The sequence below is a fragment of the Gordonia sp. SGD-V-85 genome (genome assembly GCF_001456905.1).
Taxonomy (GTDB): Bacteria; Actinomycetota; Actinomycetes; order Mycobacteriales; family Mycobacteriaceae; genus Gordonia; species Gordonia hongkongensis.
The window spans coordinates 108,340-121,738 of the sequence record NZ_LNQO01000005.1 but is presented as its reverse complement, the minus strand read 5'-3'; the positions used below and the strand labels follow the sequence as shown (position 1 = coordinate 121,738).

General features: G+C 66.3%; 12 protein-coding genes, 1 tRNA gene and 1 pseudogene. 8 read left to right on the top strand and 6 right to left on the bottom strand.

The window, feature by feature from the left end:
• Position 1: 1 nt before the first annotated feature.
• Together AS181_RS07560 and AS181_RS07555 are read right to left on the bottom strand one after the other, a co-directional pair.
• Positions 2-1,171, bottom strand: a complete 1,170-nt coding sequence (locus tag AS181_RS07560; protein ID WP_058250973.1) for a Fic family protein — start codon at positions 1,169-1,171, stop codon at positions 2-4.
• Between the two features lie 342 nt (positions 1,172-1,513).
• Positions 1,514-1,601: transfer RNA gene (locus AS181_RS07555), tRNA-Ser, on the bottom strand.
• Positions 1,602-1,678: 77 nt separating this feature from the next.
• Here AS181_RS07555 and AS181_RS07550 point away from each other — a divergent pair.
• Positions 1,679-2,650: an NAD(P)H-quinone oxidoreductase gene (locus AS181_RS07550; protein ID WP_058251134.1), complete on the top strand. Its 972-nt coding sequence runs from the start codon at positions 1,679-1,681 to the stop codon at positions 2,648-2,650.
• Between the two features lie 6 nt (positions 2,651-2,656).
• Here AS181_RS07550 and AS181_RS07545 read toward each other — a convergent pair whose 3' ends face one another.
• Both AS181_RS07545 and AS181_RS07540 read right to left on the bottom strand, forming a co-directional pair.
• Complete coding sequence (locus AS181_RS07545; protein WP_058250972.1) at positions 2,657-3,079, bottom strand: MarR family winged helix-turn-helix transcriptional regulator; 423 nt, start codon at positions 3,077-3,079, stop codon at positions 2,657-2,659.
• Between the two features lie 145 nt (positions 3,080-3,224).
• Positions 3,225-4,421: a cysteine desulfurase-like protein gene (locus AS181_RS07540; RefSeq protein WP_058250971.1), complete on the bottom strand. Its 1,197-nt coding sequence runs from the start codon at positions 4,419-4,421 to the stop codon at positions 3,225-3,227.
• 60 nt (positions 4,422-4,481) lie between these two features.
• Here AS181_RS07540 and AS181_RS07535 point away from each other — a divergent pair, with 60 nt between their 5' ends.
• The 4 genes from AS181_RS07535 (at position 4,482) to glfT1 (ending at position 7,812) form a co-directional block, all read left to right on the top strand.
• Positions 4,482-5,033 (top strand): bacterial proteasome activator family protein, encoded by a 552-nt coding sequence (locus AS181_RS07535; RefSeq protein ID WP_058251133.1) that lies wholly within the window; start codon positions 4,482-4,484, stop codon positions 5,031-5,033.
• 145 nt (positions 5,034-5,178) lie between these two features.
• A complete protein-coding gene (gene wzm, locus AS181_RS07530; RefSeq protein WP_058250970.1) occupies positions 5,179-6,042 on the top strand; it encodes a galactan export ABC transporter permease subunit Wzm/RfbD in 864 nt (287 codons plus the stop codon).
• Positions 6,043-6,055: 13 nt separating this feature from the next.
• The gene (gene wzt, locus AS181_RS07525; RefSeq protein WP_058250969.1) at positions 6,056-6,895 is read left to right on the top strand and encodes a galactan export ABC transporter ATP-binding subunit Wzt/RfbE; all 840 of its coding nucleotides are present in this window, start codon (positions 6,056-6,058) and stop codon (positions 6,893-6,895) included.
• Positions 6,892-7,812, top strand: coding sequence for a galactofuranosyltransferase GlfT1 (gene glfT1, locus AS181_RS07520; protein WP_058250968.1), 921 nt, complete (start codon positions 6,892-6,894; stop codon positions 7,810-7,812). The genes wzt and glfT1 overlap by 4 nt, the downstream gene beginning before the upstream one ends.
• A 44-nt stretch (positions 7,813-7,856) precedes the next feature.
• On the opposite strand, the gene AS181_RS07515 is transcribed toward glfT1, so the two are convergent.
• Both AS181_RS07515 and AS181_RS07510 read right to left on the bottom strand, forming a co-directional pair.
• Positions 7,857-9,275, bottom strand: coding sequence for a DHA2 family efflux MFS transporter permease subunit (locus AS181_RS07515; protein ID WP_082652887.1), 1,419 nt, complete (start codon positions 9,273-9,275; stop codon positions 7,857-7,859).
• Positions 9,260-10,086 (bottom strand): annotated as a pseudogene (locus tag AS181_RS07510) (acyl-CoA thioesterase). Before AS181_RS07510 ends, AS181_RS07515 begins: the two are co-directional and overlap by 16 nt.
• 54 nt (positions 10,087-10,140) lie before the next feature.
• Between AS181_RS07510 and AS181_RS07505 the strand changes: the two are divergent.
• The 3 genes from AS181_RS07505 to AS181_RS07495 all read left to right on the top strand — a co-directional run bounded on the left by AS181_RS07505 (position 10,141) and on the right by AS181_RS07495 (position 13,399).
• On the top strand, positions 10,141-10,614 hold the full coding sequence (locus tag AS181_RS07505; RefSeq protein ID WP_058250967.1) for a winged helix-turn-helix transcriptional regulator: 474 nt from the start codon (positions 10,141-10,143) through the stop codon (positions 10,612-10,614).
• 132 nt (positions 10,615-10,746) lie between these two features.
• Entirely contained in the window at positions 10,747-11,625 is an 879-nt protein-coding gene (locus tag AS181_RS07500) for a TIGR03619 family F420-dependent LLM class oxidoreductase (protein ID WP_058251131.1), read from the top strand.
• Positions 11,626-11,788: 163 nt separating this feature from the next.
• Positions 11,789-13,399, top strand: coding sequence for an ABC transporter substrate-binding protein (locus tag AS181_RS07495; RefSeq protein WP_058250966.1), 1,611 nt, complete (start codon positions 11,789-11,791; stop codon positions 13,397-13,399).

Sequence of the window (13,399 nt, the reverse complement as noted above, 5' to 3'; positions counted from 1 at the left end):
CTCAGTACTCCAGGGCAGTCAGGACGGCATCGCACTGAAAGATCCGGTCGTACCGGCCAGCGGTACGCTGTCGAAGAATTTTCAGGTCCACTAACTTCGCTATCGCAGAGTTCGCTGCTTGGTACGAAACGCCGTACAACTTCGAAGCGAGGGTGGCCGTGATCATTGGGTACCCCACCAAGTCGTCAGCGATGCGCAGTGCGACACCCTTCGACCCGCGCAGTGTCAGCTGGAAGCTCTCGCGCAGGGCGAGTAGCCGATCGACTCGGGCCACAACCTCGAGAGCCTCGGCGTGAATTGCTGCAGACATAAAGCAAATCCACGTGTCCCAGTCCCCCGTCTGTGACACGCGAAGCAATCCGTCTTGATACTCAGAGCGCCTCTGCACAAGCCATGGAGACAAGTTCAGGATGGGGTATCGCAACTCGCCCGCGCACATGAGCTGCAAAGTCGCGACGAGCCGACCCAAGCGACCGTTTCCGTCGTGAAACGGGTGGAGCGTCTCAAACTGGTAGTGAGACACAGCAACACGGATGATCGTGGGCACGTCGTTGACCTCGCGTATCCACGCTTGCCACGCTTCCAAGCCATCGGTCAAACGATGGTCCGCTGGAGGCGGAACGAAGCGGGCCGAATCCACACGCCGGTTGCCGACACCTAAGAAGACCTGAGAGGTGCGCACGCTACCGGCGTGTGCACCGTCACTGGGTGTGCCTCGGAGTAGTTCAACTTGCAGGTCTTCGAGCATTCGGATGGAGATCGATCGGCCTTGACCGATCATCTCGTAAGCGCGCTCCGCTGCGGTTACGTAGTTTCGAACTTCACTGACTGAGCTGGTCATCTCGTCGTTGTCAAGGAAGTCCGCCTCGAACACGTCCGACAGAGCCGCGTAAGTCCCTTCTAGAGCCGACGTGCTGACTGCCTCGCGGCGCGTCGCCGGCCGCGCCAGCAGTGTGGGATTGGGGAGCAGCGAAGAAGCCTGATCTGCTCGGGCGAGCGCTGCGGTCGCTTCGACAACGACCGAGTACGTCGACGCCTGCAACTCGAAACCCGCAGGCAGTCTGTTGGGGACGTAGCCGAAGTACTCGTACTCCTCGTTGAACCGAGGGTCGTGACCCCTGATGGGCACTAGCTCCCCGACCGGGCTGTTTCTCAATCTCTCGAGATCCACTGGGTGATCCAACCTTGAAAACCAACGATGTGATTTCAAGGTTAACGCACTAACCTTGAAATTGGCCCCGTCAATTTCAAGGTTCGCCGCAGCCCTGGAAAGCGGGTCCGGCGAGCACCGATGCAGTGAGGTGAGGCCAACTCGCGGGCCGCATCGACGGTCGCGACAGAGACTGTTGCTCAAACACCCTGATGCAGGTCATGCCGCTGGACGATGATCTGAAGGCCGTCGTCAACGCCGCAGACCGTCAGGCATCTGCCGGCGTCGAGCAGTCAGGGCACGGGTGGCGCGGACTCGGGCGGCTGGCTGCCTGCGCAAACAAGCGCAAACAAGTAACACTTCTGGCGGAAGCGGAGGGATTTGAACCCCCGGTGGTTTTACCCACGCTCGCTTTCAAGGCGAGTGCATTCGGCCGCTCTGCCACGCTTCCCTGACGAGCAAGGTTACACACGAGCGCCGGACCGGACCTCGCCTGGCACTGCGGTGCGCTGTGACACCATCGAAGAGGTGAAAGCCATCGTCGTCGACTCAGAGAACCTGTCCCTGTCAGATGTGCCCGACCCGACTCCCGCGTCCGGCGAGGTCGTGATCGATGTGGTCGCGGCCGGCGTGAATCGCGCCGACATCCTGCAGCGGGCGGGCAACTATCCCCCGCCACCCGGTGCGTCGGACACCCTCGGACTCGAGGTCTCGGGGCGGATCTCGGCCCTCGGCGACGGAGTCAGCGGCTGGTCGGAGGGCGACGAGGTGTGCGCGCTGCTCGCCGGCGGCGGTTACGCCGAGAAGGTGTCGGTCCCGGTCGAGCAGGTCCTCGCGGTGCCCAAGGGCGTCGACCTGGTGTCCGCGGCGGCTCTGCCCGAGGTGGCGTGCACCGTGTCGTCGAACATCTTCGACACCGCGCATCTGACCACCGGCGAGCTGCTGCTCATCCACGGCGGGTCCAGCGGCATCGGCACCCACGCCACCCAGATCGCCCACGCGATGGGCGCTCGCGTCGCGGTGACCGCCCGCACGCAGGACAAGCTCGAGCGCTGCCGCGAGTTCGGCGCCGACATCCTCATCGACTACTCGAGCCAGGACTTCGCCGAGATCCTCCAGGACGCCGGCGGCGCCGACGTCATCCTCGACATCATCGGGGCGAAGTATCTGAAGTCGAACCTGAAGGCGCTGCGTACCGATGGGCGCCTCGTCATCATCGGCATGCAGGGCGGCACCACGACCGAGATCAATCTCGGACATCTACTCGCCAAACGGCTGTCGGTGATGGGTACGACGCTGCGTGCCCGACCCGTGCACGGCCCCGGCGGCAAGGCCGAGGTCGTGGCGTCGACCCTGACCCGGACCTGGCCCTTGATCGAGGCGGGCACGGTCGTACCCGTCGTCGATCGCGTGTTCCCGCTCGCCGACGCCGACGCCGCGCACGACCATCTCAACAGCGGAGACGTGGTCGGGAAGGTGCTGCTGAGCGTCGCGGGCTGAGGGGGCTCAGTCGGAAGCCGCGGGCCCTGCGGCGTCGACGGCCTCCCGGATCTTGCGGAACGCGACGCCGAGGGCGGTGAACTCCTCCGGGGTCATCGCGTCGACGACGAATTGCCGGATCACCTGATCTCGGGCGTTCACATGAATGGCGAGGGTGCGCCGACCGTGATCGGTCAGACGCACGAGTCGGTGTCGGCCGTCGGCCTTGGACTCGAACCGGTGGATGTTGCCGTCGTCGCTGAGCCGGCCGATCATGCGCGACACCGTGCTGACCCGCATGTGCACGGCGTCGGCGACCTCGCTGACGCTCAACTGCCGGTTGGTACAGACCGCTTCGAGAATGCGCAGATCGGATACCGAGAGACCGCGTTTCGCGAACTCGTCGTTGACGCGGGCGAAGAGCGCCCAGCCGCCGTCGACGAGGTTCATCCAGCTCTCGGCCTCCGCAGCGGTGAGCGACCGGGGCGGGCCCTTCTCTGGACCATCAATCGTTTTTGCCGACACAGCATGACAACATACATTGTCGTTAACCCAAACAACACCATAGTGAATTTCGGAAGAGTTGCCGGGCGCTTCAGGCCAATGAACCCAGCGTTCGCACCAGGTGATCGACCTCGTACGGCGTCGAGTACGGGGCCAGCCCGACCGTGACGGCACCGCCGAAGTCGGGTGCACCCATCCGTGCCAGTGCGCGGTTGGGAAGGTCGGCGAGTGCGCAGACACCGTTGTCGGCCAGGCGCCGGACGACCTTGTCGGCACCCACCGACTCCACGGTGAAGCTCGCCAGCGGTATCCGGTTCTCCTCGGTCCCCACCAGGTTCACATGGTTGAGCTGGGACAGCGTCGTGCCAAGGTAATAGTTGAGGCGCTGCAGATACTCGTAGACACCGTCCATCGATGTGACGAGACGCCGCCGACGCTTACCGATCCCGGCCTCGTCGAGTCCCGCGAGATGTTCCACCGACGCGACCAATCCGGCGAGCATCGCGCCCTGATGCGGTTCGGGTTCTAGCCGGGCGGGTCCGCGCGCGGACGGGTTCATGGACATCAGCTTCAGCCGGTCGATCAGGTGGGGTTCGCGGAATGCCATGGCCGCCATGCGCGGACCACCCCACCGCTCGGCCGACACGACGAGGACGTCGGCACCCAGGTCGTGGATGTCCAGGCTGATGTACGGCGCCGCGTTGGTCGCGTCGACGACCAGGAGCGCGCCGGCTTCGCGGACCAGCGGCGCGATCTCGCTGATGTCGGTGACGGCCCCGGTCGTGGACGACGCCAGGGTCACCGCGACGACCTCCGTATCGGGTGTGACGAGATCGCCGAACTGCCAGGCCGGTAGTCCGCCGGTCTCGACGTCGACCTCGGCCCAGCGAACCCGGCCGCCGTAACGATCCGCCGCGCGCAGCCACGGCACGATGTTCGGCTCGTCGTCCTGACGCGTGACGACGACGTCACCCCGCAGCCACGCATGCGGCGCGAGCGCCTCTGCCAGACCGGCCAGCAGCACGTACCGCGACGGTCCGAGCACGACACCCGCGGCGTCTCCGCCGACGAGATCGGCGATCGCGCGCCGGGCACCGTCGACCACCTCCGCGCTCGCGCGAGCCGACGGGTAGACCCCGCCCGGGGCGGCGGACAGGGAGCGGAAACTGGTGGTCACGGCGGTCGCGACCGAATCGGGGATCTGCATCCCCGCCTGCGGGTCGAGATGGATCCAGCCGTCGCCGAGCGATGGAATCAATCCACGCACGTAGGCGACGTCGAAAGCCATGGGCACGAGGATAGACGTCGGCCATCTGCCGTTTCGCGGTGTCCGGGCACAATGGGACGCATGGCTATCGAAGGCACTCCAGGACCCGGCCCCACCTCAGGACCGTTCGGCTCGGCCGGCGACTCCGACAACGTGATCGTCGTCGGCGCGGGCACGGATGGGCAGACGAACGGCGAGTCGTCGGAATCGACCAGCGTCGCCGACATGGTCGAGCAACCCGCCAAGGTCATGCGCATCGGCACGATGATCAAGCAGCTCCTCGAAGAGGTCCGTGCGGCTCCTCTCGACGACGCGTCGCGGAACCGCCTGCGTGAGATCCACCAATCGTCGGTGCGTGAACTCGAAGAAGGCCTCGCCCCGGAGCTGCGCGAAGAACTCGAACGTCTCGCACTCCCCTTCTCCGACGAGGGCACCCCGTCGGACGCCGAGCTCCGCATCGCCCAGGCCCAGCTCGTGGGTTGGCTCGAGGGACTCTTCCACGGCATCCAGACCGCGCTGTTCGCCCAGCAGATGGCCGCCCGCGCCCAGCTCGAGCAGATGCGTCAGGGCGCGCTTCCGCCCGGGATGCCCGCGCCCGGCGGTCCAGGTCACAGCACCGGGCAGTACCTCTGACAGCTGTGGGTCGGGTCGAGTGGCTTCGACACGGCTCCTCGACCTCGACGCGCTTCTTGGCCGCTTGCTCGCGCCGGCGGCTGCGCTCGTCGCCTGCTCAACCAGCGGGGAGCAGCAAAGGGGCCGACGGGTACGCTGACTCCTCGTGTCAGCGGTAGTAGACGACGACGCGATTCCCGCGCGTCCCGAGGGGTCCGATTCGCGCAGCTTCGCGCGCGCGGTCAAGGACCTCGGCGACGGTTTCGCAAGCCGCGAGCTGTGGTTCCATCTCGGTTGGCAGGACATCAAGCAGCGTTACCGCCGTTCGGTGCTGGGACCGCTGTGGATCGTCATCGCAACCGGTGTGACCGCCATCGCGATGAGCCTGCTCTACGGCGAGTTGTTCGGCATGGACATCAAGGTGTTCCTGCCGTACGTCGCACTCGGTTTCATCTTCTGGAACTTCATCTCGAGCTCGATCCTCGAGGGTGCGGAAGTCTTCTCGAAGAACGAGGGCCTGATCAAGCAGCTCCCGGCCCCGGTGAGCGTGCACGTCTACCGGGTCGTGTGGCGAGCGCTGATCATCTTCGCCCACAACGTCGTCATCATCGTCATCCTGTTCCTGATCTTTCCGCCGCCGCTCAAATGGACGGTGACGCTGATCGTCCCCGCGCTGGTGCTCTACGTGCTGAACTCGATCTGGGTGACCATCGTCTTCGGTATCTTGTCGACGCGGTTCCGCGACATCGGCCAACTCCTGACCACCGTGGTGCAGCTGGTGTTCTTCATGACGCCGATCATCTGGACCACCCAGAGCCTGGGCAATTCGACGGGCGAGACGTCGTCGCGGCTGAAGCTCGTCGAGCTGAACCCGATGTTCCATTACCTGGAGATCGCACGTGGGCCGCTGCTGGGTGAGCCGGTGGAGTTCTATCACTGGGCCGTCGTCCTGGGCTGCACCGCCGTCGGCTGGGTGCTGGCGATGCTGGTGATGCGCAACTACCGGGCCCGCGTGGCGTACTGGGTGTAGGGACGGAATCGAGATGGCCAAGAACATCAACCCCGTCGACGATCGGGTCCGGGTCGACACGTGGGATGCGTGCGTCGACTTCCCCATCTTCGACGCCAAGACGCGCTCGCTGAAAAAGTCGGTCATCGGCGCCGCCGGCGGCGTGATCGGTTCCACCGAGTCGAACGTGGTGGTCGTCGAGGCGCTCAAGGACATCAACCTGCATCTGAAGCACGGCGACCGGGTCGGCCTGGTCGGACACAACGGCGCAGGCAAGTCGACGCTGCTGCGCCTGCTCTCCGGCATCTACGAACCCACCCGCGGCGCGTGCCGGGTGCACGGCCGCGTCGCACCCGTCTTCGACCTCGGCGTCGGCATGGACCCGGAGATCTCCGGCTACGAGAACATCATCATCCGCGGCATGTTCCTGGGCATGACGCGCAAGGAGATGCTCAAGAAGATCGACGACATCGCGGAGTTCACCGAGCTCGGCGACTACCTGCAGATGCCGCTGCGCACCTACTCCACCGGTATGCGGGTGCGCATCGCACTCGGCGTGGTGACCTCCATCGACCCGGAGATCCTCATCCTCGACGAGGGCATCGGCGCCGTCGACGCCGACTTCATGCGCAAGGCGCGGGGTCGGCTCCAGGCGCTCGTCGAGCGGTCGGGAATCCTGGTGTTCGCCAGCCATTCCAATGAGTTCCTGGCCCAGTTGTGCGACCGCGCCCTGTGGATCGATCACGGACAGGTCCGCATGGAAGGCGGCATCGAAGAGGTCGTCGGCGCGTATGAGGGACCCGACGCCGCGGCGCATGTCCGGAAAGTGATCGCCGACCTCGAGAGGTCCGACGCGCAGGGGAAGCCGGAGTGACCGACGCCGGTGCCGGCCAGAAGGTGATCGCAGTGGTGGTCACCCACCGTCGCGTCGAGTTGCTGGCGGAGTCACTTGCCGTGGTGTCCGGACAGGATCGGCCCGTCGACCACTTGATCGTCGTCGACAACGCCGACGAACCCGAAGTCGCCGAACTCGTTGCGGCGCAGCCCGTTCCGACGACGTACCTGGGATCGGAGCGCAATCTCGGCGGTGCCGGCGGCTTCGCCCTCGGCATGCTGCACGCGCTCGCCCTCGGCGCCGACTGGGTCTGGTGCGCCGACGACGACGGCCGACCCGACGGTCCGACGGTCCTCTCGACGCTGCTCGACTGCGCCGCACGGCATGATCTCGACGAGGTGTCACCGGTGGTCGCCAACCTCGACGACCCGGACACGCTCGCCTTCCCGCTGCGACGCGGACTCGTGTGGCGCCGTAAGCGGTCCGAGCTTTTTGCCGACGGTGAAACCCAGGACGACGATCTGCTGCCCGGCATCGCGTCGCTGTTCAACGGCGCTCTGTTCTCCGCACGGTGCCTCGAGCAGGTGGGCGTGCCGGACCTGCGATTGTTCTTCCGCGGCGACGAGGTGGAGGTGCACCGTCGGTTGGTTCGCTCGGGCGTGCGGTTCGGTACCTGCCTGCGCGCGGGATACCTCCACCCCGACGGCTCGGCGGAATTCCGACCGATCCTGGGCGGTCGCATGCACACCCAGTACCCCGACAACGACACCAAGCGGTTCTTCACCTACCGCAACCGCGGTTACCTGATGAGCCAGCCCGGACTCCGCAGGCTGCTGCCCCAGGAGTACGCCCGGTTCGGCTGGTTCTTCCTTGTGCAGCAACGTGATCCGAAGGGCTTCGCCGAGTGGGTGCGTCTTCGCGGCCTCGGTCGCCGAGAGCGGTTCACGCGGCCCTGAGGGCTTGCTCCTGCTCCACTCCCTGAGGTTGCACTCCTCTCACCTCAGGGAGCACCATGCCGCGGGGTCATCCCCAACGCTGAAACAGCCCCCAGCGCAGCGATTCCCGCGAGTACCCACCAGGCGGTCAGGAACGAGTTGTGCACATCGGCGTACACCGCCGAGGTGCCGATGATCGCGACCAGTAAGCTGACACCCAGCGACATGCCGATCTGACGACTCATGTTGACCACCGCGCTTCCGGTGGCGGCCTGATCCGCGGGGAGGTCGGCGGTCGCCGAGGACAGGATCGACGGCAACGCAAAGCCCACTCCGACACCGCCGATCAGCCAGCCCGGCAGGAACTCGGTGGCGAAACCCGGTGTGGCGTCGACCGACAGCGCGATGAGGGCCGACCCGAGACCGAAGAGCACACAACCGAACGCAACGAGTCGCCCCACCGCGACCCGCGCACTGAGGCGATGCGACACGGCCGCGAAGATCGGCACCATCAGCGGTCCGGTCGAGACCGCGAGACCCGTCACGATCGGCGAGAAATCCCAGACCTGCTGCAACCACAGGATGTTCGCGAGAAGTGCGCCGGCGAACGGGATGGAGAACAGCAGCATCGTCACGTTCGCGACCGAGAAGGCCCGGATCCGCAGCAGTGCAGGCGAGATCACCGGTTCGGGATGAGGCGCCGAACTGAGGACGAAGCCGACGAGCCCTACCCCGGCGACGATCCACGCACCGGTGATCCGCGCGTCCGTCCAACCCCACTCACTCCCCTGGACCAGACCGAGTGTCAAGGCCCCCACCGAGACGACCAGGAGAAGCGCGCCCAACGCGTCCGGAAAGCCACTGGCCGAGACGTTTTGGGGGCGGGACAGTACGATCGCCCCGGCGACGATCGCCGCCACACCGACGGGCACGTTGACCAGGAACACCCAGCGCCACGACGCCTCGACGAGAAGACCGCCGACGGCCGGCCCGAAGGCCGCGGCCAGGGCGCCGGTGGCCGCCCAGATGCGCACCGACCGGGCCCGACGTTCCGGCGGCAACGTCGCCACGACCAGACCCAGGCTCGCCGGGGTCAGAATCGCCGCGCCGAGTGCCTGCAGTGCGCGGAATGCCACCAGCCACCAGACGCCCTGCGCCGCGGCACATGCCGCACTCGCCGCGGTGAAGATCGCGAGACCGAGCAGGAAGCCGCCCTTGCGGCCGTACCGATCGACGATCCGGCCCGCCGGAACAAGGAGCGCCGCATACAGGATGGCGTACGCGTTGAGGATCCAGGACATCTGGGACAGGGTCGCGCCGGTGAAGTCGGCGCCGATGTCGTCGAAGGCGACGTTGACGATGAAGACGTCGAGACTGGCCATGAACGCTGCCCCGGACAGGATCAGCAGAACGAGGCCGGGCCGCGCAACAGTCGGCGCCGGCGCTGCCGGGCCGCTTCGAGTGACCGTCATCGGACCGGCCATCCGAGAACCCGGCGACTCTGGCGCGCGGAGGCGAGGAGCCGGCCGCCGCGGTCGCGCAGCGTGGTGTCGTCGACCGACCAGCCGCCGGACGTCGAGGTGTTACGCGTATGGACGAGAATCGGCGCCGGAGTGGCGTCGTCCAGCGGCGCCGTCACATGCATGGAGAAGGCCACCGTCGGAAGGCAAGCGGCGCAGTCAGAATCGGGAAGACGGCGGGCGGTAGGCAATCCGCCAGCAGGGCCAGGTAACCGGCGTCGACGGCGATCGGGGTTCGGGTGGTGATCCATGCCCGCATCCAGGCCTCGTCGGCTCCGGTGAGCGCGAGCGGACCGTCGACCGGTCGCACATCGAGCTGCGCGCCCATCGGCACGATCTCCGGGGGAATCATGAAGGGGTCGAGCCCTTCCGGGCCGGGAACGCCCGCGACCCGGTCGATGACATCGGTGGGTGCGCGTTCCCCGACCCGCCCGGTCGTGACTGATGCCGACGCGATGTCGACACCCGCCTGGGTGACCGTGACGTCGACGACCCTCGTGTACCGACCGACCTCCCGAACCGACGGCGTCAGGAGCAACTCCCCGCCGTCCGGCTTGCCGACAAACCGCAGATCGAGAGCGCGCACCGATACGTCGGGCGCCGCATCGGCACCGACCCGGACGGCCAACGCCGCGATCGCACCGCCGTGCGGACCCGACCTCCCCCACCAGGAGGGGTCGATGGTCGCCGACCAACGGCCATCGCCGGTCGGGGTCGCTCCGAAACTGTCCGACAATCCGTCGTCGACAGGGCTGTGCCTGCTGAGTTGCTTCACGCAACTCATGCAAGCAGGTTGAGTTGCGTCACGCAACCCACTACTCTGGATTTCATGCGCCGCGCCTCGTTCGCCGAGATGAACTGCTCGATCGCCCAGACATTGGAGGTCGTCGGTGAATGGTGGACGCTGCTCATCGTTCGGGACGCGATGTTCGGCGTGAAGCGTTTCGACGAGTTCTCGTCGCGGCTCGGCATCGCGCGCAACGTGTTGACCCAGCGACTGGACACCCTCGTCGAACACGAGATCCTGGCGAAGGAGCCGTACCAGGACAACCCGGTGCGCTACGACTACCGCCTCACCGAGAAGGGCCGGGACCTCTGGACGGTTCTGGCCGCGTTACGTCAGTGGGGTGACCGGTGGACCGCCGAGGACGGCGCACCAGTGGTGTCGACACACTCCTGCGGTCAGACGATGACGGTCGAGCCGACATGCTCGGCATGCGGCGAGCGAATCGGCACCGGCGAACTACGGGTACACCCGGGCCCCGGCGCGACTACGGACAATCCCCTCGCGGGGCTTCGCTGACCCTGGGCCGACACAGCCAACAATTGCCATCCCCCTGCGCGCTGGAGACCTGCGACGATGACGAAGTCCATGTCGAATAACTAGAACGTGTTCTACTGTGGACGGAGTTTCACTGCCGTCCCGAGGAGCATGATGCGGTTCACGTATGCCGAGGCCATGACCGATCCGTCGTACTACGCGCCGCTCGCGCAGGCCGCCGAAGCCGCGGGGTACGCCGGCTTCACCATTCCCGACTCGCTGGCCTATCCGGAGGAATCGGACGCGAAGTATCCGTACACCCCCGACGGCAATCGCGAGTTCCTCGACGGCAAGGCGTTCATCGAGACCTTCATCCAGGCCGCGGCGCTCGGCGCGGTCACCTCGACCATCCGCTTCACCCCGTTCGTGGTGAAGCTGCCGGTCCGCCCGCCCGCGCTGGTCGCCAAGCAGGCCAGCTCGGTGGCGTACCTGACGAACAACCGCTTCGCGATGGGCGTCGGCACGAGTCCGTGGCCCGAGGACTACGACTTCATGGGCGTGGACTTCAAGCGCCGCGGCAAGCGGATGGACGAGTGCATGGACATCATCCGCGGCCTGACCACCGGCGAGTACTTCGAGTTCCACGGCGAGTTCTACGACATCCCCAAGATCAAGATGACGCCCGCGCCCACCGAACCAATCCCGCTACTCGTGGGCGGCCACGCCGACGCCGCGCTGCGTCGTGCGGTCATCCGCGGTGACGGCTGGATGCACGGTGGCGGTCCGCCCGAGGAGCTCGAGACGCTGCTGGACCGGATCAACGAGATCCGCAAGGCCGAGGGAAAGACCAACGATCCGTTCGAGATCCACGTGATCTCCATGGACGCCTACACCGTCGACGGATGTAAGCGGCTGGAAGACAAGGGGATCACCGACGTGATCGTCGGTTTCCGGCTGCCGTATGTCATGGGCGACGACACCGAGCCGCTGCAGACCAAGATCGACCATCTGAACTGGTACGCCGACAACGTGATCGCGAAGGTCAACAGCTGATCCTGTCCTCCTGCCGCAATTTCTCCGTCCGCGGAGGTATGGCACGGTTGCACCACCTGTACCGCTGGGGCACACTGCACAGCAGGGCGCCTCACGCATGCCGTGGCGCGGCCGACGTGCGGTGAGACTCCGAGGCGAACACTCGCCGGGCGGGAGGACAGTGATGACCGATTCGCCGAGCGGGTCGGTGTATTCATCTGTGCGCGAGCAGCTTCCGCCGCGCAGACCCGACGTTCTCGATCGCCGCGGGTTCCTTCGCGTCGCCGGTGTCGCCGGAACCGCCTTGCTGGGCACGTCCGTGCTGGCCGCATGCGGTGGCGGGTCGTCGGACACCGTCAACACCATCAAGGCCGCCATCGCCGGTGAACCCGACCAGCTCGACCCGCAGAAGTCCAGTTCCTACTTCACCTTCGAAGTACTCGAGAACGTCTTCGACACCCTCGTCGAACCCGACGAGCAACTCCAGATGCGGCCGGCACTGGCCGAGAGCTGGGAGGTCAGCCCCGACGGCCTGCAATGGACGTTCACGCTGCGCGACGGGGTCACGTTCCACAACGGCGACCCGCTGACCGCAGCCGATGTCGAATACTCCTTTCGGCGGATCATCGACGAAGAACTGTCCAACGCATACAAACTCGAGGCCATCGCGTCGATCACCGCCCTCGACGACCGTCGGGTCCGGTTCACCGTCAGCGCGCCGACCCCCAATCTGCTGACGAGCATCGGCGGGTTCAAGGGACTGGCCATCGTCAACCGCCGCAACGTCGAATCCGGTGAGATCACGACCAGGCCGATCGGCACCGGGCCGTTCTCGTTCGTCTCCCGGTCGCCGGGCGCATCCATCGTGTTGGCGTCGAATCCCGACTACTGGGGTGGGGCGCCCGCCGTCGACGGCGTGCGCTACAGCTTCATCTCACAGGGAACGACCGCGGTGTCCGCACTACGGTCGGGTGAGATCGATTGGACCGACGCCATTCCCGCCCAGCAGCTCAGCATCCTGCGCCGCGACGACGCACTCGATGTCGGGACCGTGGTCGCCAACGACTACTGGTACGTCACGATGAACTTCGACGCCCCGCCGTTCGACGACACCCGGGTCCGCCAGGCGGTCGCGTATGCGATCGACCGGGACTCGATCGCGCAGGTCGTCGGGTACGGGACCGCGACGCCCAACGAGCTCGCGATCCCCGCGACCAGTCCCTGGTTCGCACCCTACGACCGCTATACCGCCGGACTCGACCGCGACGCCGCCGTCGCGAAGGCCAGAGACCTGCTCCGGCAGGCCGGCATCCGCGGACTCGACATGCGCCTGATGGTGACCACCGAGTATCCCGAGACGGTGACGGCGGCGCAGGTGATCGCGTCGAACCTCGCCGACGTCGGGATCGACGTGCGGATCGAACAACTCGACTTCGGCGCATGGCTCGATCGCCAGGCCGCCGGCGACTTCGACGCCCTGCTGCTCGGTTGGCTGGGCAACATCGACCCAGACGACTTCTACTACGCCCAACACCATTCCGAGGGCACGTCGAACTCGCAGAAGTACTCGAACCCCGAGGTCGACGCCTTGTTGGACCGGGGTCGAACCGAACTCGACGTCGATGCCCGCAAGCGGATCTACGCCGAGGCCGCGAGCATCATCGCCGACGACGTGAGCTACCTCTACCTCTACAACCCGTCGTCGACCCAGGCCTTTGTGACGCAGCTCCGGGAATATGTCGTCCGACCCGACAAGGCCATCCGATTCCGCGATGCCCGGCTGGAGAGGAGCTGA